At 64.1% G+C, this 25704-nt stretch carries 29 protein-coding genes, 1 tRNA gene and 1 pseudogene; 16 read left to right on the forward strand and 15 right to left on the reverse strand.

The window, feature by feature from the left end; genetic code table 11:
- The 4 genes from ACM9ME_RS07970 to ACM9ME_RS07985 all read right to left on the reverse strand — a co-directional run.
- Positions 1-716: outer membrane protein (locus tag ACM9ME_RS07970; RefSeq protein ID WP_415642928.1), on the reverse strand; the 716-nt coding region annotated here is incomplete at its 3' end.
- Positions 717-899: 183 nt separating this feature from the next.
- Positions 900-1337, reverse strand: a complete 438-nt coding sequence (locus tag ACM9ME_RS07975; protein ID WP_415642929.1) for a DUF2793 domain-containing protein — start codon at positions 1335-1337, stop codon at positions 900-902.
- Between the two features lie 11 nt (positions 1338-1348).
- Complete coding sequence (locus ACM9ME_RS07980) at positions 1349-2134, reverse strand: GTA baseplate fiber-binding domain-containing protein (RefSeq protein ID WP_415642930.1); 786 nt, start codon at positions 2132-2134, stop codon at positions 1349-1351.
- Positions 2135-2263: 129 nt separating this feature from the next.
- The gene (locus ACM9ME_RS07985; RefSeq protein ID WP_415642932.1) at positions 2264-2386 is read right to left on the reverse strand and encodes a hypothetical protein; all 123 of its coding nucleotides are present in this window, start codon (positions 2384-2386) and stop codon (positions 2264-2266) included.
- A gap of 78 nt (positions 2387-2464) precedes the next feature.
- On the opposite strand from ACM9ME_RS07985, the gene ACM9ME_RS07990 reads away from it, so the two are divergent.
- Positions 2465-2539, forward strand: a tRNA-Thr gene (locus ACM9ME_RS07990).
- Positions 2540-2660: 121 nt separating this feature from the next.
- Here the strand turns inward: ACM9ME_RS07990 and ACM9ME_RS07995 are convergent.
- Positions 2661-3011 carry a GFA family protein gene (locus ACM9ME_RS07995; protein WP_415642933.1) on the reverse strand — a complete coding sequence of 117 codons (351 nt, stop codon included), beginning with the start codon at positions 3009-3011 and terminating at the stop codon, positions 2661-2663.
- Between the two features lie 118 nt (positions 3012-3129).
- Here ACM9ME_RS07995 and ACM9ME_RS08000 point away from each other — a divergent pair, with 118 nt between their 5' ends.
- The gene (locus ACM9ME_RS08000) at positions 3130-4746 is read left to right on the forward strand and encodes an FAD-dependent oxidoreductase (RefSeq protein WP_415642934.1); all 1617 of its coding nucleotides are present in this window, start codon (positions 3130-3132) and stop codon (positions 4744-4746) included.
- A gap of 61 nt (positions 4747-4807) precedes the next feature.
- Here ACM9ME_RS08000 and ACM9ME_RS08005 read toward each other — a convergent pair whose 3' ends face one another.
- Both ACM9ME_RS08005 and ispG read right to left on the reverse strand, forming a co-directional pair.
- Positions 4808-6256, reverse strand: coding sequence for a hypothetical protein (locus ACM9ME_RS08005; RefSeq protein ID WP_415642935.1), 1449 nt, complete (start codon positions 6254-6256; stop codon positions 4808-4810).
- A gap of 164 nt (positions 6257-6420) precedes the next feature.
- The gene (gene ispG, locus ACM9ME_RS08010; RefSeq protein ID WP_415642936.1) at positions 6421-7545 is read right to left on the reverse strand and encodes a flavodoxin-dependent (E)-4-hydroxy-3-methylbut-2-enyl-diphosphate synthase; all 1125 of its coding nucleotides are present in this window, start codon (positions 7543-7545) and stop codon (positions 6421-6423) included.
- 61 nt (positions 7546-7606) lie between these two features.
- Between ispG and ACM9ME_RS08015 the strand changes: the two genes are divergently transcribed.
- Positions 7607-8266 carry an SDR family oxidoreductase gene (locus ACM9ME_RS08015; RefSeq protein WP_415642937.1) on the forward strand — a complete coding sequence of 220 codons (660 nt, stop codon included), beginning with the start codon at positions 7607-7609 and terminating at the stop codon, positions 8264-8266.
- A gap of 2 nt (positions 8267-8268) precedes the next feature.
- Here ACM9ME_RS08015 and ACM9ME_RS08020 read toward each other — a convergent pair whose 3' ends face one another.
- Positions 8269-8544 carry a hypothetical protein gene (locus ACM9ME_RS08020; protein ID WP_415642938.1) on the reverse strand — a complete coding sequence of 92 codons (276 nt, stop codon included), beginning with the start codon at positions 8542-8544 and terminating at the stop codon, positions 8269-8271.
- 122 nt (positions 8545-8666) lie between these two features.
- Between ACM9ME_RS08020 and ACM9ME_RS08025 the strand changes: the two genes are divergently transcribed.
- Together ACM9ME_RS08025 and ACM9ME_RS08030 are read left to right on the forward strand one after the other, a co-directional pair.
- Positions 8667-10004: a hypothetical protein gene (locus ACM9ME_RS08025; protein WP_415642939.1), complete on the forward strand. Its 1338-nt coding sequence runs from the start codon at positions 8667-8669 to the stop codon at positions 10002-10004.
- Positions 10001-10921: an isoaspartyl peptidase/L-asparaginase family protein gene (locus tag ACM9ME_RS08030; RefSeq protein ID WP_415642940.1), complete on the forward strand. Its 921-nt coding sequence runs from the start codon at positions 10001-10003 to the stop codon at positions 10919-10921. Before ACM9ME_RS08025 ends, ACM9ME_RS08030 begins: the two co-directional genes overlap by 4 nt.
- On the opposite strand, the gene ACM9ME_RS08035 is transcribed toward ACM9ME_RS08030, so the two are convergent.
- Together ACM9ME_RS08035 and ACM9ME_RS08040 are read right to left on the reverse strand one after the other, a co-directional pair.
- Positions 10918-11877, reverse strand: coding sequence for an aldo/keto reductase (locus ACM9ME_RS08035; RefSeq protein WP_415642941.1), 960 nt, complete (start codon positions 11875-11877; stop codon positions 10918-10920). The two genes, ACM9ME_RS08030 and ACM9ME_RS08035, sit on opposite strands and share 4 nt — an antisense overlap.
- The gene (locus ACM9ME_RS08040; RefSeq protein ID WP_415642942.1) at positions 11874-12917 is read right to left on the reverse strand and encodes a mannose-1-phosphate guanylyltransferase/mannose-6-phosphate isomerase; all 1044 of its coding nucleotides are present in this window, start codon (positions 12915-12917) and stop codon (positions 11874-11876) included. Before ACM9ME_RS08040 ends, ACM9ME_RS08035 begins: the two co-directional genes overlap by 4 nt.
- A gap of 130 nt (positions 12918-13047) precedes the next feature.
- Here ACM9ME_RS08040 and ACM9ME_RS08045 point away from each other — a divergent pair, with 130 nt between their 5' ends.
- From ACM9ME_RS08045 to ACM9ME_RS08055, 3 genes are all read left to right on the forward strand, one after another.
- Positions 13048-13890 (forward strand): DUF815 domain-containing protein, encoded by an 843-nt coding sequence (locus tag ACM9ME_RS08045; protein WP_415642943.1) that lies wholly within the window; start codon positions 13048-13050, stop codon positions 13888-13890.
- A gap of 18 nt (positions 13891-13908) precedes the next feature.
- Entirely contained in the window at positions 13909-15720 is a 1812-nt protein-coding gene (locus ACM9ME_RS08050) for a DUF885 domain-containing protein (protein ID WP_415642944.1), read from the forward strand.
- A gap of 63 nt (positions 15721-15783) precedes the next feature.
- The gene (locus ACM9ME_RS08055; protein WP_415642945.1) at positions 15784-16722 is read left to right on the forward strand and encodes an IS1595 family transposase; all 939 of its coding nucleotides are present in this window, start codon (positions 15784-15786) and stop codon (positions 16720-16722) included.
- Positions 16723-16903: 181 nt separating this feature from the next.
- Here the strand turns inward: ACM9ME_RS08055 and ACM9ME_RS08060 are convergent, their stop codons facing one another.
- Entirely contained in the window at positions 16904-17650 is a 747-nt protein-coding gene (locus tag ACM9ME_RS08060) for a hypothetical protein (protein WP_415642946.1), read from the reverse strand.
- A gap of 396 nt (positions 17651-18046) precedes the next feature.
- On the opposite strand from ACM9ME_RS08060, the gene ACM9ME_RS08065 reads away from it, so the two are divergent.
- The 5 genes from ACM9ME_RS08065 to ACM9ME_RS08085 all read left to right on the forward strand — a co-directional run bounded on the left by ACM9ME_RS08065 (position 18047) and on the right by ACM9ME_RS08085 (position 20336).
- Positions 18047-18280, forward strand: a complete 234-nt coding sequence (locus ACM9ME_RS08065; RefSeq protein WP_415642947.1) for a hypothetical protein — start codon at positions 18047-18049, stop codon at positions 18278-18280.
- 244 nt (positions 18281-18524) lie between these two features.
- On the forward strand, positions 18525-18935 hold the full coding sequence (locus ACM9ME_RS08070; protein WP_415642948.1) for a hypothetical protein: 411 nt from the start codon (positions 18525-18527) through the stop codon (positions 18933-18935).
- On the forward strand, positions 18932-19126 hold the full coding sequence (locus ACM9ME_RS08075; protein WP_415642949.1) for a helix-turn-helix transcriptional regulator: 195 nt from the start codon (positions 18932-18934) through the stop codon (positions 19124-19126). Before ACM9ME_RS08070 ends, ACM9ME_RS08075 begins: the two co-directional genes overlap by 4 nt.
- Before the next feature lies 1 nt (position 19127).
- Positions 19128-20036, forward strand: a complete 909-nt coding sequence (locus ACM9ME_RS08080; protein WP_415642950.1) for an alpha/beta fold hydrolase — start codon at positions 19128-19130, stop codon at positions 20034-20036.
- A 57-nt stretch (positions 20037-20093) separates the two neighbouring features.
- A complete protein-coding gene (locus tag ACM9ME_RS08085) occupies positions 20094-20336 on the forward strand; it encodes a thioredoxin domain-containing protein (RefSeq protein ID WP_415642951.1) in 243 nt (80 codons plus the stop codon).
- On the opposite strand, the gene ACM9ME_RS08090 is transcribed toward ACM9ME_RS08085, so the two are convergent.
- Together ACM9ME_RS08090 and ACM9ME_RS08095 are read right to left on the reverse strand one after the other, a co-directional pair.
- Positions 20333-20603 (reverse strand): ABC transporter C-terminal domain-containing protein (locus ACM9ME_RS08090; RefSeq protein ID WP_415642952.1); only part of this gene is annotated, 271 nt, incomplete at its 5' end. The genes ACM9ME_RS08085 and ACM9ME_RS08090 overlap by 4 nt on opposite strands.
- Before the next feature lie 23 nt (positions 20604-20626).
- Positions 20627-22123, reverse strand: a pseudogene (locus ACM9ME_RS08095) (ABC-F family ATP-binding cassette domain-containing protein); the annotation flags it as partial.
- Positions 22124-22184: 61 nt separating this feature from the next.
- On the opposite strand from ACM9ME_RS08095, the gene ACM9ME_RS08100 reads away from it, so the two are divergent.
- The 3 genes from ACM9ME_RS08100 (at position 22185) to ACM9ME_RS08110 (ending at position 24827) form a co-directional block, all read left to right on the forward strand.
- A complete protein-coding gene (locus ACM9ME_RS08100) occupies positions 22185-22571 on the forward strand; it encodes a hypothetical protein (RefSeq protein ID WP_415642953.1) in 387 nt (128 codons plus the stop codon).
- A 154-nt stretch (positions 22572-22725) separates the two neighbouring features.
- Positions 22726-23409: a response regulator transcription factor gene (locus ACM9ME_RS08105; RefSeq protein ID WP_415642954.1), complete on the forward strand. Its 684-nt coding sequence runs from the start codon at positions 22726-22728 to the stop codon at positions 23407-23409.
- 104 nt (positions 23410-23513) lie between these two features.
- Positions 23514-24827 carry a sensor histidine kinase gene (locus ACM9ME_RS08110; protein ID WP_415642955.1) on the forward strand — a complete coding sequence of 438 codons (1314 nt, stop codon included), beginning with the start codon at positions 23514-23516 and terminating at the stop codon, positions 24825-24827.
- A 63-nt stretch (positions 24828-24890) separates the two neighbouring features.
- Here ACM9ME_RS08110 and ACM9ME_RS08115 read toward each other — a convergent pair whose 3' ends face one another.
- Both ACM9ME_RS08115 and ACM9ME_RS08120 read right to left on the reverse strand, forming a co-directional pair.
- Positions 24891-25250, reverse strand: coding sequence for a hypothetical protein (locus tag ACM9ME_RS08115; protein ID WP_415642956.1), 360 nt, complete (start codon positions 25248-25250; stop codon positions 24891-24893).
- Between the two features lie 146 nt (positions 25251-25396).
- Positions 25397-25678 carry a chorismate mutase gene (locus ACM9ME_RS08120; protein ID WP_415642957.1) on the reverse strand — a complete coding sequence of 94 codons (282 nt, stop codon included), beginning with the start codon at positions 25676-25678 and terminating at the stop codon, positions 25397-25399.
- Positions 25679-25704: the final 26 nt, after the last annotated feature.

Genomic DNA, 25704 nt, shown 5'->3' on the forward strand with positions numbered 1-25704 from the left:
GGCGGGGGAGGCGGCGGCGGAGGTGCAGCCGGCTCACCGAAGTTGTAGATGAAGCTGCCCAGGATCGAGTGCGACCGGAAGCGCGTACGCCACGGCTGACCCAACGCGCCGACGAGGTCGACACGGCTGGCGTTGAAGAAGCGATACTTCAAACCAACGTCGATGTGGTCGGTCAGCGGCGCACGAATGCCCGCAATACCCTGCCAAGCAAAGACAGTGTCCGAATCATCGAGGAAGTTGCCCGACGGGCTGATCGAATAGTTGTTGTACTTGACGCGCGCCACACCGGCGCCGCCGCCGACGAAGCCCGACAGGCTGTCGTCGTCACCGAAGTCGAACATGCCGTTGATCATGAAGCTCAACGCCGAAGTCTGACCAGCAGCGCCATTGTATTGGCCAGCCGGTACTGAACCCTGCGCAGCCGTGCCGCGGAAGGTCGTCAGCAGGCTGTTATAGCTCTTCACCTGAGACTGCTTGTAAGCCACTTCAGCTTCGGCACGGAACGGACCGAAGTCGTATCCGATGATGCCATCGACGTCGTAGCCGACTTTCTGCTTGGCGGTCGACGCATTGACCGTCGTACCGATATTAAAACGAACGTCCTCGACGATCATCGCGCCACCTTCGGCACCGATGTACCATGCCTTGTCACGCGCCAGCGCGGACGAAGCCATGGCGGTGGAGGCGAGCGCGATTGCGACTGCCAGCTTCCGCATTGAAATCCCCTTTCTCATTTGTTCCTGATGGAACAGCGACAACTCACTAACTCTGCCTTGGATGCGGTGCAAGCAGCAGTTTGACGAACGGTGTTGCCCAAACGCCTCACTACTGTTGCCTTGCTCGATCCTCGACAAGTTGCCGCCGAAACGCTCGGTTTGAAGAAAGGTTCCGTGCGATATTTAACTCGCCAATAATCCATGGTTGCGCAGCGCCATCAGGATTGCGGTGATCGCCATTCTAGCCTCAACGTCGATTATGGAACCGCCACTCGGAACCGCGACAGAAGTGCTGCTGTACCAGCCCGCCGCGCTTTTGCGAACGACGAACGAACCGTCTCGACGCCACGCTGCCATGCCTTCAAAAGATTCGATGAAGCGCCATCCGCCCTCCGTCCATGCGGCGATCGAGTCGTCACGGCCGGCAAACGCGCCAGTGCCGCCGGCGGCGACCAACCAGCTCTGTCCCACGACGGGCGAAGGCGGCGGCGTCGCCAGTTCGCCCTCCACTACCGGCTGCATCGCTATATCGATTGCCGTCAGAGCCTCGTTGACCGTTATTTCTTTTGCTGCCTGCGCCACCGCCAGCAGCGGCAGGTCAAATCGTGCCGTGGTTTCCATCTCGACCCTCCTTAAATCTCGACTGTGATCGTCGTCGCTTCGGACAGCCCCGCGCGACCGATTTGCTGGACGCTGACTGTGACGATCGCGCCCGCTGGCGCGAAGTCACCCGGGAGCAGCCATTCGGGCGCGTTGACTTCGGCACTCAATTCCGCGCCGCCGCCGCTTGCCATCAAGCGATAGGCTTCTTGCTCCTCAGCAATCGGGACCTCGACACCATCGCGCCAGGCGAAGCCGTCGCGACTGCGGCGGATCCACGTCACCCGGAACCCTTCGTCCACACGCTCGGCGCTCAATTTTACCGGTGATAGCGGCAGTAACGCCCGGCCAGCCGTCGCAAGCGCCGCAACAATTGGCAGCGCGTCGCCGACGCCTTGTGCGTCGATCACGGCGCCAGTCATTGCATCCTCAACCGCAAGAATGCGCATTGTCGCCGGTTCGATCAGGGCAAAACTTTCGCCAGCTTCATGCCCTGTAATGGTCGCCTCCGTGCCGCACCGCCCGCGGTACAGTTCACTCAGTCGCCACATGGCCCCGCCCAAGGGTTGTGCATGCCCGTACTGGATTGCCTCCCCGCCCAGCATCGCCAGATTCGCGCCACCCGCCAGTGCGGTCGCATCGGCATCCGCAAGCACCACCAGTCGCACCGCCCGCTGCACCACCGGGTTCGCCAGATAGCCGGACCGCACCGCGTCCTCATAAGTCCAGGGGCGCTCCGACTGAGCGATCGACCATCCACGCGCCAACACCGGACGTGCATCGGCACGCCCGGCAGATTTCCTGCCGAACCAATTCATGTCGCTGTTCCTCAATCGTGCGGGCCGCTCCCGGCCAGCGCGTCGGACCGATCAGCCCGACTCACAATTCTTCATCGTTCCTGTTTGGTACTCAAACAGCGTCACGATGTCAAGGAAATAAACGAGCCTCTAGGATTTATGGCCGACATCATTCTTTTGCGGCGGCGGTGGCATATCGCGCACCTTATCCTTCCGCCGCCGCAAATTCTCGCGCAACGCCTTGGCGAGTGCTTCGGGATCGGGTTTGGCCATGCGCTTACCTTGACGTGGACGCGCGCGTTCGCCAAGGGGGCCGCCGTCGCCCACGCCGAACCGGCGTTTCGCGCGAGTGCTGCCGTAGCTCAGTGGTAGAGCGCATCCTTGGTAAGGCTGAGGTCGTGAGTTCAATCCTCACCGGCAGCACCACGCGTGTCGCGGGTGCGAAATGGCCAAAGCCATTTCGACCTCGCGATACACGCCATCGGCTTGCTCGGCGGGACCGCCGAATTCACTTTGGGGCGACACCCGCCGCGACGTTCCCTCCCATCTAAAACGACGCGCCATCCACCCGCTTCACCACCAGCGCATCCAGGTCCACTGACGGCACCGCACGCAGATTGACCGCCCGCACGTCGGCCCCGTCCTTGCCCTGGCCTTCCGCAAACGGCTGCACCCCGCACGTGCGGCAGAAGCGGTGGCGCAATTTGTGTTTGTTGAACGTGTAAGTCGTCAGCGCATCCTCGCCCGCGGTCAGCGCGAAATCGCTCGCCGGCACGAACGTCAGCAAAAACCCCTTGCGGCGGCAATGCGAGCAGTTGCAGCTCATCGCCTCCAACGGGGCATCCCCCGCCACCTCGAACGTCACTGCGCCGCAATGACAGCTTCCCTGATAGGCCATGGCACAATCTCCTTTTCGATCAGGTGACAATCATAACGCCGTCCTGCGTTTTCGCACCATTGCGAAATGCCTCGGCCGAGCCGATGTTTGCTGCCAACAAAGCGGGACACTCACCAACATGGAAACCATCGGCCGCGATCTTGCTGAAATGCAGCGCGTTCCGCTGACCGAGGCGCACGTTGCCGCGCTGCGCAAGGTCGGCACGGTCAAACATTATCCCGTCGGCACGATGCTCGCCACGCCGGGCGATCCCGCCGACCGCTTCGTCTATGTCGAGGCGGGAGAGATCGAGGTGGTCAACCCGTTCACCGACGAACGCCATTTGCCCTCCACGCTCGGCCCGACGCAGTTCATGGGCGAAATCTCGTTCCTCAATGGCGGCAGTTGGTCGATGCCGATGCGTGCCGCGAGCGACGTCAGCACGCTCGAAGTGCCGCGCGTCGACATGCTGCGGCTGATGTCCGAAATCCCCGAAATGTCGGACATCGTCATCACGGTGCTGGCGGCACGGCGGCGGCGGCAGCTCGACTCGCACGACGGCACTTTGGTCCTGCTCGGCGAAGATGACGACCGCGCCGTCCGCCGTATCGCCGAATTCGCCAGCCGCAACCGCCTGCCTTACCGCTCATACGCACTCGGCAGCCCCGAAGCCGCCGAGGTCGCCACCAGCTGCGCCGTCTCGCCCGACAAGCCCGCGGTCATTTTCGGCCGCGATGTCGTCGTCGACGATCCGACCCCGGCCAAAGTCGCGCGGCTGCTCGGCCTCAGCCAGGATCTGTGCGAGGATGAGGCCTATGACGTCCTGATCGTCGGCGGCGGCCCCGCTGGTGTCGCCGCCGGCGTCTATGCCGGTGCCGAAGGGCTGTGTGCGCTGGTCATCGAGGACACCGCGATCGGCGGCCAGGCGGGCACGTCCAGCCGCATCGAAAATTACATGGGCTTCCCGACCGGCATATCGGGCGCCGACCTCGTCTGGCGCGGCGAGGTTCAGGCGATGAAATTCGGCACCCGCTTCACGATGCCGCGCAAGGTCGCCCGGCTGGAACAGCTCGAGGACAAAACCTTCTGCGCGACTTTCGATGATGATCAACGTGTGCGCGGCCGCGCCGTGGTCGTCGCCACCGGGGTTCAGTATCGCCGCCTGCCCATCGCGCGGCTCGAAGCCCTCGAAGGCGCCGGCGTCTATTACGCCGCGACTGAAAACGAAGCGCGCTATTGCAAGAATTCAGAAGTGATCATCATCGGTGGCGGCAATTCGGCAGGCCAGGCGGCGATGTTCCTCAGCCGCGCCGCGACCCACGTGCGCCTGCTGGTGCGCGGGTCGTCGCTCGCCGCGTCGATGTCGAGCTACCTGTCCAGCCGGCTTGAGGCCGACCCCGCCATCACCATCGAATATGGCGCGGAGGTTTCCGCGCTCCACGGCGACGACAAGCTTGATGGCGTGACGATCCGCACCATCGCCGACGGCTCCGAACGGCTCGTCCCGACCTGCGCGCTGTTCATCATGGTCGGTGCCGCGCCCAACACCGGCTGGCTGTCGGGCTTGGTCCAGCTCGACCAGAACGGCTTCGTCCGCACCGGTCGTGACGTCGGCGGCACCTCCCAATATGCCACCTCCCACCCCGGCATCTTCGCAGTCGGGGACGTCCGCGCTAACTCGGTCAAGCGCGTCGCGTCAGGCGTCGGCGAGGGCTCCGTCGTGATTTCGAAAGTGTGGGATTACGTCCGGGGCTGAAGCGGCACGCCGATAGTGTCAGCTCGGTCGAGACCGCGAACGCCGTCCCGCCAACCTCGAATCACTTCGCGTCCTTTTCCATTTCATCCATCAAATCCTGCAGCGCTTTCGAGTTGGTGAGCTGATCGAGTTTGCGCTTGGTCGCAGCACCCGGGGCATCGCGAACGGTTTGTGCAGCGCCGACACCCGCGTCGATCACGCCCGCGACGTCCTTGCCGCTGCTGCCAACATCATATTCCAGCATCGTCGGCTCGCCCATCGGGCCGAATTCCGCGCCAACGGTCCGCCCGCCGAAAATGCTGGCACCGGTGCGCATCGTGTACAGCCGGGACAGTTGCGGCAGTTTGACGTCGATCGAATCCGAAGCGTCGTTCCCTTCGGCCCAATTTTCATCTGCGGGGCAGACGGCCGCGCATTTGGCCGGGTTCGGCCATACCGAAACGGTGGCGGGCACGGGGCGCAAATAGACCAGATCGCGCGTGGGCAGCGGCTCGACGCTGCTCGATTCGGCGCACCCGGCCATCCCCGGAGCGTCGGCTTTGCACCCGAACCATGCTTGAAATTGCGCATTGGGTACGACGCTAACTTGATAACCATATAGTCCCGGAACTTTTCGGTCGTGGCGGCGGAGCAGGTCTTCAACTGACTGGTCGGCTTCTGTGTTGGCGTACGTCTCTGCCTTCACTTCCGTCTTAGCCAGCTTCGCCTGAAACCACCGGGCAATCTTCGGCGGGTCCATCTGACCAGTGAGATTTGTTATGACGCCATGGGCGTTCACAGCCGGAGTCAATCCGCCCTTCACAGTCGCTTTGACGGATAATCCCGCCTCCGCCTCGTCGACCTGCTTGCGGCGAAGCGTCAGCAACTCCTGGGTCGCCGCCGAAGTGTCACCGCCCATGACGAGCGTTTCCAGCTTGGCAACGTCCTCGCGCTGCTCCTTGAGCGTAGCAAGGGCCTCGATGACATCCGGCAAACATTCGAGGTACCACCGCTTTGCGAAATAATGCTTCGGCGGGACCGACTTGGCTCCGCGGTACTGGGCAGCGCGCCTTCCACTACCAACAGCAGCCGCTGCAACACCTGCGCCGGCCACCGGGTTAGCAGCCATCGCCACCGCCGCGGCCCCCGCCTTGATCAGCGAGACCAGCAAGGGTCCGCCCTGCCCGGTCGTCTTGCCGTTGAAGTCCTTCAGATACCAATCGTCGGCGAAATGGGCCTTGGTCTCGCGATCGACGAGGAATCCAGACTCGGTATTGAAATGGACCAGCCGCCCCGGCGTCGATTTACCCGCGATGAGCACGGCATAGTGGAAACCCGGCCCCGGCAGCGTCGTACCTTTGGGCATTGCAGCCTGTGTTTCGGCGGACGGCGGGCAACGCGTGATTCGCTGCGTCACCCCGGCGGTGATCTTCGCCGCGGGAATCACATAATCGATGACCGTCGGTTCCCGCGCGGTCGCGGGACTCGCGACGACACACAGATAGCCCATCGCCCAAGTTGATTTCCGCATAGCACCCCCCATTCACCTCCGGCACGACTGTGCCGGAAGCCCCGACTCGACATACGAGCCGACCTATTCGTGCCATAATGGGACGTTCACGCAATAGAGGGTTGGTCCGACTTGGTGCAATAGCCGACCAACGATCCAGCCAACCACACGACGAAAAAACGGTTTTAAGCAGCCTCGCCCATCGCCACGCTCGTCCCGGCCTCGATCTCCGCCGCCTTGGCTTCGACCAATCGCACGACATGGTCGATCATGCCCTCGTCGGCGATGACATGGTCGCTGATGCCGCTGAGGAAGATGGCGTGGCGCCCATTGCCGCCGCCGGTCAGCCCGATATCGGTCTCGCGCGCTTCGCCCGGCCCGTTGACCACGCAACCGAGCACGCTGAGCGACAGCGGCGTGCGGATATGCGACAGCCGCGCTTCGAGCTTCTCCACCGTGCGGATCACGTCGAACCCTTGCCGCGCACAGCTCGGACAGCTGACCACGCGCACACCGCGATTGCGGATGCCCATCGCTTTCAGGATTTCGAACCCGACGCGGACTTCTTCCTCGGGCTCGGCGGACAGCGACACGCGCAACGTGTCGCCGATGCCGTACCAGAGCAGCGATCCGATCCCGATCGACGACTTGACCGTCCCGCCGATCAACCCGCCCGCCTCGGTAATGCCCAGATGCAGCGGGCAATCCACGGCTTCCGCCAATTGCTGATAAGCGGCGACGGCCAGGAACAGGTCCGACGCTTTCACCGCGACCTTATATTCGCGGAAATCATGGTCCTCGAGGAGCTTGATATGGTCCAGCGCGCTCTCGACCAGCGCCTCTGGACACGGCTCGCCATATTTCTCGAGCAGATCGCGCTCGAGGCTTCCGGCATTGACCCCGATACGAATCGCGCAGCCATTGGCCTTCGCCGCGCGCACCACTTCCGCCACGCGCTCCGACGACCCGATATTACCCGGATTGATCCGCAAACACGCCGCGCCCGCATCGGCGGCTTCCAGCGCGCGTTTGTAATGGAAATGAATGTCGGCGACGATCGGCACGCGGCTCGCGCGCACGATCTGCTTCAGCGCAGCGGTCGATTCCACATCGGGGCACGACACGCGGATGATGTCCGCCCCGGCTTCTTCACAGCGGCGAATCTGATCGATGGTCGCCTTGGCGTCGCTGGTCGGGGTGTTGGTCATCGTCTGCACGGTGACGGGTGCGTCGCCGCCCACCGGCACATTGCCGACCATGATCTGACGGGACTGACGACGCGCGATGTCGCGCCACGGACGGATGGACATGAGCACTCCGGGAATTGCACCCTACATATAGAGCAACCCTCCTCCGAACGAAAGCGAACCCATGAGCACAGTCCTCATTTCAGGTGCCAATCGCGGCATCGGCCTCGAATTCGCACGCCAATCCGCTGCCGACGGCTGGACCGTTATCGGCACCGCGCGGCATCCGGATCAGGCCGACGCGTTGCGTGCAACGGGGGCCGAAGTCCTTGCACTCGACATTGCCGACGCCGCCAGCATCGCCGCGCTGGCACAGGCGGTGGGCGACCGCCCGATCGACCTGCTCTTCGCCAATGCCGGGATTTACGGCGAGACCAACCTCGATCCCGGAGCCTGGCTCAACGTCCTTCGCACCAATGCGATCGGCCCGACGCTGCTGGCCGAAGCGCTGCGGAAAAATGTCGCCCGCAGCGATCGGAAACGCATGGTCGCGGTCACCAGCGGCATGGGCAGCATCGCGGAAACCGGCGGCGCGCACATCCCCTATCGCACCTCCAAAGCCGCGCTGAATATGGCATGGAAGAACCTCGCCATCGAATACGCCAAGGACGGCATCACCGTCGGCGTCATCAATCCCGGCTGGGTCCAGACCGACATGGGCGGCCCCGGCGCGGCGATCACGCCCACGCAAAGCGTCACCGGCATGCGCCGCGTCATTGCCGCGCTGACCCCCGCGGACACCGGCCGCTTTCTCAGCTGGGATGCCAAGGACATTGCATGGTAAGTTCACACCCCCGTTGCCGTCGCGGACTTAAGCCAGCATAATCGCACGGTGATTTTCTGGCGGACATTCAGGCTTTTAATCGCCTTGGCCTCCGCGCTGGCGCCGGCATTGGCAACGGCGCGTGACGCCAATGTCTCGGCTGCGACCGCGGTGGCCATGCCCAACGGTTGCCACCCGCAGCGCGACAGCAAGCCGGGAAAAGCCTCAGTGCAATGCTGCGTCGCCGGATGCGCGACCGAAGCGCCAGCCGTCTCCACGCCGATGTCGCCCGCGTACATCTCACAACTCGAACCATCGGCATCGCGCGACAAGACCTTCGTGAGCCACACGCGCGGCGTCGAACCGCCCCCTCCCCGAACGGTGTAGATTCCACAGTCACACCGTTCCCGGAGATTTTCAGATGAAAAAGATAGTTACCGCGATGGCTTTCGCCATCGCGCTTCCGTCCATCGCGCGCGCCCAGGCCGCACCGATGCCCGCCCCCGCCGATCCGCACGCCGGGCACGACATGTCGGCCATGCCCGGCATGGACATGCCCACCATGGATCACACCAGCATGTCCATGCCCGCCGCCTTCGGCCCCTACGACATGCAACGCGAAGCCTCGGGCACCAGTTGGCAACCCGACGCCAGCGACATGATGGGCGCGATGACCGGCACCGGCGGCTGGCACCTCATGGGCCATGCGCTCCTGAACGCCGTCTACGATCACCAATCGGGCCCGCGCGGGGCGGGCAAAGGGTTCGCTAGCGGCATGATCATGGGCATGGCCATCAAGCCGCTCAACGACCGCGACACGCTGCAACTCCGCGCCATGCTCTCGCCCGATCCGCTGATGGGCAAAAGCGGCTACCCCATCCTCCTCGCCGCGGGCGAAACCGCCGACGGCACCAACACCCTGGTCGATCGCCAGCACCCGCACGATTTGTTCATGGAATTGTCGGCGTCACTGTCGCACCGCATCGGCGAGCGCGGCAGCGTCTTCCTATACGCCGGCCTGCCCGGCGAACCCGTCTTCGGCCCGCCTGCTTTCATGCACCGCCAGTCGATCATGGATTCGCCCGAAGCGCCGATCAGCCATCACTGGCTCGATTCCACGCACATCACTTACGGCGTGATCACCGCGGGGGTGACCTGGGCCGGGGTGAAGGCCGAAGTGTCGCGCTTCAAGGGCCGCGAGCCGGACGAGCACCGCTACGGCATCGAAAGCCCCAAATTCGATTCCACCGCCGCGCGGCTGAGCGTCAACCCGTCCGAAAACTGGTCGCTGCAGGCGAGCTATGCGCGGCAAAAATCGCCGGAACAGCTCGAACCGAACGACGATCAGGACAAATGGTCTGCCTCGGCGATCTACACCCGCAAGATCGGCAAAGGTTTCGTCGCCAGCACCCTCGCCTGGGGCCGCAAGCAAACCATCGAAGCCGACGGTCACCGCCACACCCCGCAGGACGCCTTCATCGCCGAAGCGACTTGGACCAACCGCATCTGGACCATCTTCGGTCGTGGCGAAGTCATCGAAAGTGACGAATTGCTGGCACCCGTCGGAAGCACGCACGGCCCGGTCTATACCGTCGGCAAGATGTCGCTCGGCGCGATCCGTGACTTCCCCCTCGCCAACCGCGTCCGCCTCGGCCTCGGCGCCCTTGCCGCGCGCAGCCTCACGCCGAACGCGCTCGACCCCAGCTATGGCGGTGATAGAACGAGCGGTATGGCGTTCGTACGGCTGAAAATCGGATGACCTGGTCGCTGGTCCTTCACGGCGGCGCCGGCATGCAGACGCGCGGCAGTTGGCCCGAACCCGCCACCGAGACCGCGGCACGCCATGCCCTCGCCACCGCCCTTGCCGCCGGAACCGCAATCCTCAGCGATGGCGGCACCGCGCTCGATGCCGTCGAAGCCGCGCTGATCGTCCTCGAAGACGACCCGACCTTCAATGCTGGCCGTGGCGCGGTTTTTACCGCCGAAGGCAAGATCGAACTCGACGCCGCGATCATGGACGGCCGCACGCGCAACGCCGGCGCGGTCGCGGGCGTCCGCTGCACGCGCAGCCCGGTCCAACTCGCCCGCGCCGTCATGGACCACAGTCCCCATGTCTTCCTCGCCGGGCAAGGCGCCGACAAATTCGCCCGCGAACAGGGCTTTGAAGCCGTCGATCAGGGTTATTTCGCCACCGCCGAACGCCGCGAACAACTCGAAACCCTCCTCGCCAATCCACACGCCGACTTCACCCAGGGCATGAAATTCGGCACCATCGGCGCCGTTGCGCTCGACAGCCACGGACACGTCGCCGCCGCCACCTCGACCGGCGGCATGACCGGCAAGAAATGGGGCCGCGTCGGCGACTCACCGCTGATCGGCGCAGGCACCTATGCCGACGATCGCGCCTGCGCGGTCAGTTGCACCGGCGCGGGCGAAGCGTTCATCCGCCTCGGCGTCGCGCACGAAATCGCCGCCCGTGTCCGCCTCGCCGGCTTCACCCCGCAAGCCGCCGCCAATTCCGTGCTTGCCGAACTCGACGCGATCAAAGGGCAAGGCGGGGTGATCTACGCCAGTCGCGACGGCTGCGGCTGGCGCTTCAACACCGCCGGCATGTACCGCGCGATGCAGATCGAAAACGGCGAACCGGTCGTCAGCGTCTATGGCGATGAGGCCTAACCACCCGAAGCGTCCAGCCGCGCCAACTGATCAGGCGACAACGTCAATTCGGTCGCGGCGAGCAGATCGTGTAACTGCAGCACACTCGTCGCACTGGCGATCGGTGCGGCGATGCCCGGCTGCGCGTTGAGCCAGGCCAAAGCGATCTGCGCATGCGTCGCGCCGGTTTCTTCGGCGACACCATCCATCACCTTGAGCACGGCAAGCCCACGCACTTTCATATAATCCTTCACGCGCATCGCCCGCGCGCCCGACACATCCTCCGCCGACCGGTATTTCCCGGTCAGAAAACCCGAAGCGAGCCCGAAATAAGGCAGCACCGCAACGCCCCGCTTGACGCATAAATCCTGCAGCGCTCCCTCATATTCGGTCAGATCACCGTCGCGGTTCGCCCGCAAACCCTCCGCCAGCGCCCCACGCGCAACCAGATTATATTCGGGCTGAAACACGCGGTACGGCGTGCCGAGGTCGAGCGCCGAACGCAGGCGTTCCGGAGTAAAGTTCGACGCGCCGAGCACGCCCACCTTTCCGGCCTGCACTAACGTCGCGAACGCCGCCGCTACCTCGTCCTGTGGCGTGGCCGGATCGTCGCGATGCGCATAATACAGGTCGATCCGCTCGACGCCGAGCCGCTGCAGCGACGCATCGCACGCCGCCGCGATCCGTGCGGGCGCCAATCCCTTGCCACCCTCGCCCGGCAGCATCCCGACCTTGGTCGCGATCCGCACTGAGTCGCGCTTGCCCGATGCGCGCAGCCATTCACCGATCACGCTTTCCGATTCACCGCCGCGATGCCCCGGCACCCATGCCGAATAGACATCGGCAGTGTCGATCATCGATCCGCCCGCTGCCACGAACGCATCGAGGATCGCAAAGCTCGTCTCGCGGTCGGCGGTCCAGCCGAACACATTCCCGCCGAGGACGAGGCGGCAACCGCCAATTGCCGGGTTGTTCACGACTTAGCCTTCAACGCTTCGACCACCGTTTTGACCTCCTGGCTGCGCCCTTTGGGCATGATCAGCACGCTGTCCCCGCTCGCCACCACGATCAAGTCGCTAATCCCGATAGCGGCGATCCGGATACCGTCCGATCGCAACAGGCAATTCTGCGTGTCGATCGCAATCACCTCGCCATGATGGGCGTCGCCGCCACCGTGCAGCCCGTGCAGCGCATCCCATGAACCCAGATCGGACCAGCCCATGCTGACCGGCACCACCGCCACGCGCGCGGCCTTTTCCATCACCGCGTAATCGATCGAATCCGACGGGCTGGCGCTGAACGCCGCCGCATCGGGCAGGATCGTGGCGCCTTCACGCTCGGCGCTGGCCATCGCGCGTTTCGCCGCTTCGAGGATCGCGGGTGCGTGACTGGCCAAGGCGTCGAGATAGGCATCGGCGCGGAACAGGAAAATCCCGCCATTCCACACATGACGTCCGTCGGCCAGCATCGCCTCGGCCGTCCCCAGATCGGGCTTTTCGACGAACCGCGCGACCTTGGCGACACCCTCGCCCAGCGCCTCGCCCATCTCGATATAGCCATAGCCCGTCTCGGGCGCGTCGGGCGAAATCCCGAACGTCGCCAGCCACCCGTCGCGGACCAGCGGCAACGCCGCCTCCACCGCGCGGTGAAACGCCCCGACATCGGCAATCACATGGTCGCTCGGCATAACCAGCAACGGCGCATCGGGCGCAGCATGGAGCGCGGCGAGCGCGATCGCCGGTGCCGTGTTGCGCGCGGCGGGCTCGAGGATCAGCGTCGCGGCTTTCCCGCCCAGTTGCGACTCGATCAATTGGGCATGGCGGCGGTTGGCGACGACCAATGGCTCGGCGAATTGTCCTGCATCGCCGACCCGCGCCAGCGTCTGCTCGAACATCGTCTCGTCGCCCGCCAGCGCCAGAAACTGCTTGGGCCGCTCCTCCCGCGACATCGGCCACAACCGTGTCCCCGACCCGCCAGACAGGATGACGGGGACGATCTTCGTTTCAATTTCACTCATGCCCGATGAATAGCCGAAGCGGACGGCGGTTCCACCGCCAAAGACTATCTGTCCCCTCCCCTTGGGAGGGGCGACTCAGCGAAGCTGGGCGGGGGTGGGCAAATACCGTCAGCCCCCGTAGCAATCCGCCATGGACGACAGCACTCTCGCCCGCATCGCCGACGCGCTGGACCGCCTCGCGCCGCCTCGATCGCCCGCCGCACCGCCAGACGCCCCGGCCTACCGCTGGCAAAACGGCCGTCTCGCCCCGGCCGCATTCGCCCCTCTCCCGCTCGAACTTCTCACCGGCATCGACCGGCAAAAATCGGCAGTCCTCGCCAACCTCCACCGCCTGGCACAGGGTCACGCCGCGCACGACATGCTGCTCTGGGGGTCGCGCGGCAGCGGCAAGTCGGCGCTGACCAAATCCGCGGTGCGCCAGCTTCAGGATCAGGGCCTGCCCCTGACCCTCGTCGAAGTCGCCCCCGAATCCCTCGCCGAACTCGGCATGCTGTTCGATGCTGTCGCCGCGCTCGATCGCCCGACTCTCGTCTTCATCGACGATCTCGGTTTCGACGGCGATCTCGGCGCCGCCCGCGCGCTCCGCTCGATGCTCGACGGCGGCACGACCGCGCGCACCGCTTCCGTCCGCCTCGCGGTCACATCCAACCGCCGCCACATCGTGCCGCGCGAACTCGCCGAGCAGGACAGCGCCATCAACCCGCGCGACGTGGCCGACGATCGCCTCGCTTTGGCCGATCGCTTCGGGCTCAGCCTCGGCTTCCACCTCCCCGATCAGGACCAATGGCTGTCGATGGCCGCAAGCTATGCCCGCGCGTTCGATCTGCCCTTCGACCGGGCCGACGCGCTCGAATTCGTCACGACGCGCGGCACGCGGTCGGGCCGCACCGCCTGGCATTACAGTGTGGAAATCGCCGGCCGCCGCGGAATCGCGCTTGAACCGGCCCGGCGGCAGGCTACCATCGAACGATAGTCTTTCGGGAGCAATCGCATGGATCGCCGTCAATTCGTCACCGCCGCCGCATCGACCTCGGCGCTTGCCGCCTTGCCCGGTCGCGCCCTCGCTCAGGGCACCGGCGGCGACGCCGCGCTCAACGCGATCTTCACCAAGACGGTGATGCAGTCGATCACCCGCTCGCCTGAATTCGCGACCTTTGCTGGGCTGGACAAGGGCCCCAACGCCGCGCTCAAATCGCAACTCTCTCCCCGCACCGCCGCACGGCGCGAAGAAGATCTCGGCATCGCGCGTGGCATCCTCGCCGAACTGAAGGCGATCGACCCCGCGACACTGACCGACGCCAACAAGCTCAACCGCGACGTGGTCATCTATCAGACCGAAACCCGCATGACCGCCGCCGCCAAATTCGGTTTGGGCGGGGTCCAGCGCCCCTACGTCATCATGCAGCAGGACGGCGCCTATTTTAACGTCCCCGACTTCCTCAGCTCCAGCCACACCATCGCCACCGCACCCGATGCCGAAGCTTACCTCTCGCGCCTGTCCGCCTTCTCCAAAGCGCTCGACGAGGATTCCACCGAGCAAAAGGCGCAGGCCGCGCGCGGCTATCTTGCCCCCGGCTGGTCGATCGACCTGTCGGTCGGCCAGATGGAAAAGCTGCGCAACGTGTCCGGCGCGGATAGCTCGATGACCAAGTCGCTGGTCGATCGCGCCGCCGCCAAGGGGATCGCCGGGGACTGGGGCCCGCGCGCCGCGAAGATCATCGAAGGCGAAGTCTATCCCGCGCTCGATCGCCAGATCGCGTTGATGAAGGCGCTGCGCCCGACCACGCGTTCGGGGGACGGCGCGCAACGCCTGCCACGCGGTGGCGAAATCTACGCCGCCGCGCTCGAACAGGCGACGACGACCAACATGTCGCCCGAGGAAGTCCACAAGGTCGGCCTCGATCTGGTCGCCGATTACTCTGGCCAGCTCGATGCCTTTCTCAAGACTCAGGGCCTGACCAAAGGCACGGTCGGCGCGCGCGTCGCGGCATTTAATGTACGCCCCGACCAGCTCTATCCCGACACGGCCGCGGGTCGCCTCCAGCTGATCGCCGACCTCAACAAACAGGTTCAGGCGATGTACGCCAAGCTGCCACAAGCCTTTTCGCACACGCCCAAGGCGTCACTCGAAATCCGCGCCGTGCCCGTCGAGATTCAGGACGGCGCGTCGAACGGCTATTACAAGAGCGCGTCGCTCGACGGCTCGCGCCCGGCGATCTACTTTATCAATCTGAAGGACGTCGGCGACTGGCCCAAATACGGCCTGCCGACGCTCTCCTTCCACGAAGGCGTCCCCGGCCACCATCTCCAGATCGCCACCGCGCAGGAATCGGGCGACATCCCGCTGATCCGCAAATTCGGCGGCTTCTCGGCCTATTCCGAAGGCTGGGCGCTCTACGCCGAACAACTCGCCGACGAACTCGGCTTCTATCAGGGCGATCCGCTCGGCCATGCCGGCATGATCCAATCCTATCTGTTCCGCGCCGCCCGCCTGGTCATCGACACCAGCCTTCACACCAAGAATTGGAGCCGCGAACAGGCGACGCAGTACATGGTCGAGACCACCGGCTTCGCCAAAGCGCGCTCGCAGCGTGAGGTCGAGCGTTATTGCACCCAGATGGGCCAGGCGTGCAGCTACAAGATCGGCCACCTCGCCTGGATCCGTGCGCGCGACAAATCGAAGGCGACGCTGGGCAGCAAGTTCGACCTCAAAAAATTCCACGACGTGCTCAAGGACGGCGCGATGCCCCTGACGATCCTCGAGGCCCGCGTCGAAGAGCGAACCAGGGCGATGATGGTTTAAAAAAGTAAAGGGCGCTGGACATTATTCACTTGACATACCACGCCAATTCCCTACTTAGGGGGAATGACGACGCTCACCGATCCGATCTACACGAACGAAGAAGCCGCCCGCGCTCACTTTGAAGCGATCCGCTGGGCCGATGGTCGCAACTGTCCGCATTGCGGCACGGTGGGCAATTCGACCTTGCTCAAGGGCAAGACCACGCGCGCGGGCCTCTATAAGTGCAAGGATTGCCGCAAGCCGTTCACCGCCACGATGGGCACGATTTACGAGCGGTCGCACATTCCTTTGCACAAGTGGCTACTGGCGACATACCTTCTCTGTTCGAGCAAGAAGGGCATGTCGGCCATGCAGCTTCACCGCATGCTTGGCTTCGGTTCGTATCGCACCGCTTGGTTCATGGGGCATCGCATCCGCGAAGCCATGCGCTCGGATGACGTGACCCCGATGGGTTCGGACGGTGGCGACGTGTTCGCCGATGAGACCTATTTCGGTCGCAATCCTGACGCGCCCAAAAGCCGCACCCCTTTCCGTAACCTCAACCAGATTTTGACGCTGGTTGACCGCACCACGGGTCGGTCGGTTTCGATGGTGTTCGACGGCACGATCACGACGGCCAACCTTGCGCCGATCCTTGAAGCCAACATTGCCAAGGAAGCCCGTTTGCTCACCGACGAAGCGCGTCACTACAGCATCGTCGGCAAGGGTTTCGCGGCCCACGGCACCGTCGCTCACGCCCGTGGCGAGTATGTCTCGCGCGCTGACCGCTCGATCACGACGAACCAGATCGAAGGCTTCTTCGGTATCTTCAAGCGCGGCATGCGCGGCATTTACCAGCATTGCGGCAAGCAGCATTTGCAGCGGTATCTGGCTGAGTTTGATTTCCGCTATACCAACCGCATTGCGACCGGCTGCAACGATACGGACCGTACCACGAAGGCGATTGCAGGGACCGTCGGGCGTCGCCTGACATACGCTAGGCCTAACCTCGCAAGGGCGTAGCAAGCCTTACGGACGGGGCCGCAAGGCACGGTGGAAGCCGCGACCGAAGCGCGACTAGGTAGCTATCGGCCTTCCCGGCCTTCGTCCTGGTTTAGGCTTGGGTGCTGGCGTCGGGGGGGTTTTGAGCATGCGTCGGACAACGTCGTCGCGAAGACGCTCAGCCTCCTTAGCGTCGCCTTCGTCACTCATCGCTTGCCTCAACCGTATCGGGAAGCACTGCGGCCAGCACCTTGAGACGCTCGATAAATGCCTTAAGGTCAGCCGCAGAGTTAGTGTTGCCGGTCAATGCGATGCCGTTGGACGTCAGGCTGAAGTCCAACGGACCTTGCCGAAAAAATGTGATTCCGCTTTTACCCGCCCCCGGCGCTGGCGTAATGACTGTCTCCACGGGTCGTTGCTCCTCCTCTTGTTGCTCAAGAGGAGGAGAATCTGGTGCACTTTGATCGGCGGCGCGATAACTTTCGGAAGCGCCCGCAATCTCAACGTAACGGTTAGTCTCCAAAAAGGCCCGAAGAGCCTTCTCGACGCCTTCGTTCGTGAACCCCTTTTGGAAGAGGAACGAGCGCACCGCATTATCGCCGGGAATAGCACCCTCAAAGCGCTCGTAAATGTCGCTATACAACGCTGGCGCGTTGGAGGCCTCATGCAGCGCGGTTAACTTTACGTCCTCGGGATACCCGTGGAAAATGTCCTCTGCTCGCTTCGTCACCCGAAGCTGCCCTTTACTCACGTTCTCTACCAGACCGTACTGGTTTAGCGCACCGAGCACGCTCAACGCCCGCCCACTCATGGCGGTATAGCCCATATCCTTTGCCGCATCCTCGCGCATGATAACCGAGCGGCGGTTATTATCCCACACGGTTCGGGCTGCTCGGATCGCATGTTCGAGCGGGATGCTGGGAAAATTGGGGCTGCGCATGCGCGACATTCAGGTCACTCCCATTACAATAATGGGCCAATTACCTCAAACCCGCAGTTTGTCAACCCAAACCCCTCTAAGCGTGTTTGACCAGTTAGCAGGGAAGCGACAGTTGACCGGGTAGGACGGACGTGCTGTAAGCGTTTGCGACTCGGAGGCGCTTTGCCGGACTGAGTGGAGGGCAGGCTGCGTATGAGGTGAGGTCACGGTCGGCGGCACGCCGGACAGGGCCGAAAACGAAACAGGCCACCCGAGGGGTGGCCTATCCGAAACCCACTTCCAGAGGACTGTGTCCCCTCGAACGGATCGCTAGCGGTAGCTGCCGTTTGGCACAGTTCCCCTCTGGAAGCAACATCGGAGGCTGCTTTCGCGGCCTCTTTTCACGCCCATTCAGGAAGGAAGAAAATGGCAAACGCCATCTACAAACACACGACGCACCTTGAGCAAAGCAATAGCGACGCGTTCGACACGATCACGCCGGTCGGCCATTCAGCGCCGTACTCGGGCATTTATAGGTGCAAGGGCTGCGGTCACATGATTTCGTCGACCAAGGGGCACACGCTGCCACCTCAAAACCATCCCCAGCACTCCACCGCTCAGGGTCAGATCCGTTGGCAACTCATCGTAGGTCATGATTAGAGCGGGGAAGCCAATTCGGCGACCACAGCCCGAGCATGCAAAGTGCCGCTAGTATGCGGCGCGGGTAAGACATCGAGTGCTTCATTGCGCTAACTCCGTTGACGGGTATCCTGATACTACTGTAGCCTGATATCCGTCAACAAATGCGCTTGGTATCTTAACTGCATAATGTCCAGGGCGCTTGACAGGCCGCACGACTCGAATGTAAAGCTCGTTTGTCATTAAGACAAAGGAGCTTTACGACATGGCCTTTACCAAAAGCCCGGCCGAAGCGCGCTACAACCGGCGCGTCCTCGCCTACAGCGCAGTCTATGGCGTCGCGCTGCTCGCCGACACCTATCTGTTCAAACATGCGCTGGTCAGCGGCCCGTCGGCCATCGTCGCGGCGCTGTTGCCGGCGATCCCGATCATCGCGATCTTCGTCGCCATTGGCCGTTACCTGGTCGATGAACGCGACGAATATCTGCGGATGCTGATGACGCGGCAGGTGCTGTGGGCCAGCGGTTTTGCGCTAACCCTTGCGACGATCCACGGCTTCCTCGAAGCCTATGGCATCCTCGCGCCGCTGCCGCCCTATGCCGTCGTCATGGCATGGTTCCTCGGCCTCGGCCTCGGCGCGCTGGTCAACCGGCTGACCATCGGACGGGGCGCATGACCAACCGCCTCAAAATCCTCCGCGCCGAACGCAATTGGAGCCAAAGCGACCTGGCCGAACAGCTCGAAATCTCGCGGCAAAGCGTCAACGCGATCGAAACCGGCCGCTACGACCCCTCGCTCCCCTTGGCCTTTCGCATCGCCCGATTGTTCGCCCAGCCGATCGAAGCCATTTTTTCCGAAGGAAATTGACATGACCCTGTTCCACCCTTTGCGCGGCCTCGCGCTCCTCGCCACCCTCGCCCTCGTCCAGCCGATCCTTTCCGCGCCCGCGCATTGTGCCACGCCCGTCACCGCCCCGGCGCGCTTTACCGCGACGGTCACGGGCAAAGGCCCCGACGTCATCCTGATCCCCGGCCTCGCCTCCTCCGCGCACGTCTGGGATGCGACCGTCGCACAAATCTCGCAGACCAACCGCGTTCACGTCATCCAGGTGGCGGGTTTCGCCGGCAGCCCCGCCGGGCCGAACGCCACCGGCCCGGTGCTCCAGCCACTGGTCGATGACATCCAGGCCTACATCCTCGCCAACCACCTCAAGGCGCCAGCCGTGATCGGGCACTCGATGGGCGGCCTCGCCGGGATGATGCTCGCCGCCGATCACCCCGCCGACGTCGGCAAGCTGATGATCGTTGACTCGCTGCCTTGGGTCGGGATGATGTTCGGCCCCGGCGCGACTCCCGCAGCGCTGACGCCGCGCATCGCGGCGATGCGCGACGCGGTCGTCGCCGGAACACAGGAGGCCTATGCCGCCGCCGAGCCCGCACAAATGGCGCGCCTGATCAAATCGACGGGTCCCGCAGCGCAAGCCGCGATCGCCGCCGCCTCGGCCTCCGATCACCGCGTGGTGGGTCAGGCCATCGCCGATGATTTCGGCACCGACATGCGCCCGCGCCTCGCCACGATCCAGGCACCGGTCACGATGCTCTATCCGTGGGATGCCACCAGCGGCGTGCCGCAAGCCGCGTTCGATGCGCTCTATACCGGCGCATTCGCGTCGCTGCCGCACAAGACCGTCAAGCGTATCGACGGATCATACCATTTCATCATGATCGATCAGCCTTCGGCCTTCGCCGCCGAGGTTGACGCCTTCCTCGGCAAATAACCGCACGGAACACCCGCCTGCGCCATCGGTTTGCATCCCGAACAAGGATTCCGATCGATGGCCAAGCAGGCAACCCTCTACCGCATGGTGACCCCCGAACATATTTGCCCGTTCGGTGTGCACGCCAAGGAATTGCTCGAAGGCGCGGTTTACGACGTCGACGACCGCCACCTGAAAACGCGCGAAGAAACCGATTCGTTCAAGGCCGAGCATAACCTCCGCACCACGCCCCTGATCGTCATCGACGGCAAGGATATCGGCGGCAGCGACGATCTCGAACGCTATCTGGCCGACGGCTAAGCCGCCGCTTCGACCAGTTCGGCGAGCATCAGCCAGCGTTCCTCCGCAGCATCGCGTTCGATACGCGCCGCAGCGATCGTCTTGGTCAGCGCAGCAAATCTATCGGGGTTGCGGACGTAAAGATCGGGGTCGGCCAGAACCGCCTCATCACGCACGATTGCCGCTTCGATTTCCTCGATCCGCGCCGGCAACACATCGTAATCGCGCTGGTCCTTGTAAGTGAGTTTAATTTTCGTCGCCCCGGCGAAGGCCGGGGCCGCTGGCGTTNNAGCGCNACCGCTGGCAGCGGNCCCGGCCTTCGCCGGGACGACGGACTGCCGCTGCCGTACCCAATCCTCATAACCGCCCGCCACCACATCGACCCGCCCCGACCCGTCGAGCCCCAAGGTCACCGTCACCGTCTTGTCCAGAAAGTCGCGGTCGTGGCTGACGATCAGCACCGTGCCGTCATAATCGGCGATCACGTCCTGCAACAAATCGAGCGTCTCCAGATCGAGATCGTTGGTCGGTTCGTCGAGCACCAGCAAATTGGATGGCCGCGCGAATTCGCGTGCCAGCAACAGCCGCGACCGCTCACCCCCCGACAGCGCGCCGACCTTGGCCTCGCTGACCCCCGGATCGAACAGAAAGTCCTTGAGATAGCCCATCAAATGCGTGCGCGCGCCGCGCACGTCGATCCAGTCGCCGCCCTGGGTCAGGATGTCGCGCACGGTCTTGTCGGGCGCCATGAGGCTGCGCTGCTGGTCGATGATCACGCTGTCGAGCGTCTTGGCGAGCGTCACCGTGCCGCTATCGGGGGCGAGCTGGCCGGTCAGCAGCTTGAGCAACGTCGATTTGCCCGCGCCGTTGCTGCCGACGACCCCGATCCGGTCGCGGCGCTGGATACGCAGGTTGAAGTCCTTGATGACGATCCGGCCTTCGAAACCCTTGGTGACATGCTCCGCACGGATCACCGACTTCGATCGCACCTCGTCGCTGGAGATCGCCAGCTTCGAAACGCCCTGCGGCCCCACCATCACCGCACGCGCCGCGCGCATTTCCATCAGCTTGGCCTTGCGCCCCTCGTTGCGCGCGCGGCGCGCGGTGACGCCGCGCAACAGCCAATGCTCCTCCAGCTTCAGCTTGGCATCGAGCCGCTGGGCATTGCGCGCTTCTTCGGCGAACACACTCTCGGTCCACGCATCGAACCCGCCAAAGCCGATATCCTTGCGCCGCATCGTCCCGCGATCGAGCCACAAAGTCGATTTGGTGAGCCGCGTGAGGAATGTGCGGTCGTGGCTGATCGCGATGAACGCGCCTTTGTACCGCCCCAGCCAGTCCTCCAGCCACTCGATCGCCGCCAGGTCGAGGTGATTGGTCGGCTCGTCCAGCAACAGCACGTCGGGATCGAGCGCCAAAGCCCGTGCGATCGCGGCGCGACGCCGCTCGCCGCCCGATGCGGTCGCCGCATCGCGGCTCAGGTCGATGCCCAACCCGCCGGCAATCGCTTCGACCTCATGCGCCTCGGCCCCGCCCGCCAGCGCAAAGTCCCGCAGCGTGGCGAACCCCGCGACCGACGGGTCCTGCTCCAGTAGGATCACCTGCGTCCCCGGCACGATCGTCCGCCGCCCCTCATCCGCCTCGATCTGCCCGGCGAGCAGCCGGAATAACGTCGTCTTCCCCGCCCCGTTGCGCCCGATAAACGCCAGCCGGTCACGCGCGCCGACGAACACGTCGATATTGCGGAACAGCCAGCCGCTGCCCTGAATGAGTCCGAGGTTTTCGAATGCGAGAACGGGGGCGGCCATGACCGGCGTCTTACAAGGCTATTCACAACGCGTTCAATGCAGGGCAGCTAGGCGAGCGACAATGAATTTGCGTCCGATCTTGCTTGCAATGTGGATTGCCGTGACCTGTGCGCCCGCTTTGGCCGACACCGGCGATGGCGCGCGCGGACCCGATCCCGAGCGCGATCGGCCGGGCTTGATGCGGCGCCTGCGCGAGGGTGTCGAAGCGCCGTTCCGCCGCCGTGGCGAACAGGATCAGGCCTATCACGCCCGCCGCGAAGGCACGATGCTGCCGCTGCGCGATATCGAAGGCGGTGTGGTCCCCGACATGCGCCGCCGCGGTGCCGACTATATCGGCGCGGAACTGGATGGCGGACGCTATCGCCTCAAATTCATGCGCTCCGGCTCGGTCATCTGGGTCGACGTCGATGGCCGCACCGGCGACGTCGTCGGGCGGGCGGGGGAGTGATCGGAACCATGCCCGGTTCCACCCATTCCGTTCGTGACGATCAGGGGTCGAGCGAAGTCGTGAATCCGTGTCGAGACACCTCTGGTAGCTTCTCGACAGGCAAGCTCGATGGCAGATCGAAGCAAACGGCTAAAACTATAACGGGGAATTTTTTATGCGCCTGCTCATAGTCGAAGACGAGCCGACGCTCGGCAACCAGTTGAAGACCACGCTTGAGGGCGCGGGCTATGCCGTCGACCTCGCCACCGATGGCGAAGACGGCCATTATCTCGGGTCGACCGAAGCGTATGACGCGATCATCCTCGACCTCGGCCTGCCCGAAATCGACGGCCTGACCGTGCTCGACCGCTGGCGCAAGGAAGGGAAAACCTTCCCCGTTCTGGTGCTCACCGCGCGCGACAGCTGGTCGGACAAGGTCGCGGGCCTCGACGCCGGGGCCGACGATTACCTCGCCAAGCCCTTCCAGACCGAAGAACTCATCGCTCGCCTGCGCGCGCTGATCCGCCGTGCCGCCGGCAATGCGAGCGCCGAAATGATTGCCGGCGATGTCCGCCTCGACACCCGCTCGGGCCGCGTCACGCTCTCCGGTGAGCCGGTCAAATTGACCGCGCAGGAATATAAACTGCTCAGCTATCTGCTCCACCACAAGGGGAAGGTGGTCAGCCGTACCGAATTGATCGAACATATTTACGATCAGGATTTCGACCGCGATTCCAACACCATCGAAGTGTTCGTGACGCGCATCCGCAAGAAACTCGGCCAGGACGTCATCACCACCATCCGCGGCCTCGGCTACAGCCTCGACGACCCCGCCGACGGAGCGCGGGCGACCGAGTGAACGCCCTCAGTCCCCTCCCCCCGGGAGGGGCGACTCGCGAAGCGAGCGGGGGTGGGCCTGAAGACCTCACGCCCTCCCCCAGTCGCGGCTCGCTCTCCCGCCGCATGATCGGCATCGCTGCCGCGTGGATCCTGCTCCTCCTCGCGCTCGGCGGCGTCGGTCTCGACCGCGTCCTCACCCGCGCGATCACGCAGAATTTTGACGACCAGCTCGATTATGTCCTGACCGCGATGATCGCGAGCGCCGAGACCGACGATCTCGGCGAGGTCCGCCTCAACCGTCCCTTGGGCGACCAGCGCTTTCTCGAGCCCGCTTCGGGACTGTATTGGCAGATCAGCGCGGGCGGGCATGAGGCCTTCCCGTCGCGATCGTTATGGGACCGCCGCCTCGACCCCGGCCCGCCGCATCGCGACCGCCAATCGCACATCTACGACAGCAAGCAATTCGGCGAAAAGGAGACGCTACGCATCGTCGAGCGCGACATCACCTTGCCGTTTTCCAAAACCGTGTGGCGGTTTCAGGTCGCCCAGTCGCGCGACGGCCTCGACACGCAGATCGCGACGATCCGCAAGACCGTACTCCGCAGTTTCGCTTTGCTCGCGCTCGGCCTGATCATCATGGCCGCGCTGCAAACGCTTTACGGCCTCTGGCCGCTGCGCCGCCTGCGCGAAGGCGTCGCGGCGATGCGCTCCGGCCGCGCCAGCCGCATCGAACAGGCCCGCCTGCCCAACGAAGTCGCCCCGCTCGTCGACGAATTGAACGAGCTTCTCGCGCACAATGAAACGCAAGCCGAGGAAGCACGCCGTCACGCCGGCAACCTCGCACACGCGCTCAAGACGCCGCTCACCGTGATCATGAACGCGGCGACCGCCAACGCCACCGATCTGTGCGAAACCGTCCAGCGCGAAGCGACGACGATGCGGCGTCAGGTCGATCACCATCTCGCCCGCGCCCGCGCTGTCGGCCGCCGCGGCCACGCCCACAGCCGCGCCGAAGTCTGGGCCTCGCTCAGCTCGGTCGAGCGCGCGGTCGCGACGCTTTACCCCAAGGTTCGCATCGACATGGGCGGCGACAAGACCGCCATCGCCCGCGTCGAGCGTCAGGATCTCGACGAAATGCTCGGCAATCTGATCGAAAATGCCGCCAAATATGGCGGCGGCAGCGTTTTCGTCACCGTCGAACGGGTCGGCCAGTTCGTCGAAGCGCAGGTCGAGGATGACGGCCTGGGCATCCCCGAAGTGGAGCGCGACCGCATCTTCGATCGCGGCGCGCGGCTCGACACCGGCAAGCCCGGCACCGGCCTCGGCCTCGCCATCGTCCGCGACGTCGCGGAGATCTACGGCGGCACGGTGCTGCTCGAGGAGAGCGAAGATTTGGGCGGCCTGCTCGCGCGGCTTCGTCTGCCCGCAGCGCAATAAAAAACGGGGCCCCGGCGCGACAGCCGGGACCCCGTTCACTCACTCAGTCACCTGACCGGGCGCTTAGCGACGCCATCCGCCATGCTGGTTCTGCCCGTCATGGCGCTGCGACCGGATCTGGCGGCTCAATGCGTCGAACCGCTGGTCGAGGTCGCGGCGTTCCCACTGCGACAGGCCGCCACGGCGATAACGCTGCTCCATATTGTTGAGCGCGACGAACCGGCCACGCAGCGTCGAAGCCTCGACACGCGTCAGGCTGCCGTTGCGGACACCCATTTCGATGCGCTGGTACAGATTGGCCTGGCGCTGGTTGATCGTCTGCCAATTGTCATTCTGCTGCCAGCGTTGCGCGGCGGCTGGGGTGGCAGCGATACCGGTAGTCGCGGCCGCCAGCGCGGTCAGCGAAAGCAAAAACTTTTTCATATCAAGTCCTTCAAATCGGACGCCCGGGGGGATGGACGACCGAATCATAAAGCACCCTCGCCGCTGAAATCTCGCTGACCGCGGCGTTGCGCATCGTTCATCCTATCCAACTGACATTCACGACCCCTGTGTCGACAGTTGTAAACTTATCCCCCTCGAGCCTGCTCATGATGCCGGATCACCTCATCGATAATGAACCGCAGAAATTTCTCCGAAAACTCTGGGTCGAGATTGGCATCCGCCGCCAGCTTGCGCAGCCGCGCGACCTGTTTTTCCTCACGTCCCGGATCGGCGGGCGGCAGTCCAGCCGTCGCCTTGTAACGTCCCACCGCCTGCGTGACCTTGAACCGCTCGGCCAGCATGAACACCAAAGCGGCATCGATATTGTCGATGCTTTCGCGGTATCCGCGCAACATCTCGTCGCTCATGTCGTTCGCCCCCTTGCGTCCGTCTC

The organism is Sphingomonas antarctica, assembly GCF_965137005.1.
Lineage (GTDB): Bacteria > Pseudomonadota > Alphaproteobacteria > Sphingomonadales > Sphingomonadaceae > Sphingomonas_O > Sphingomonas_O antarctica.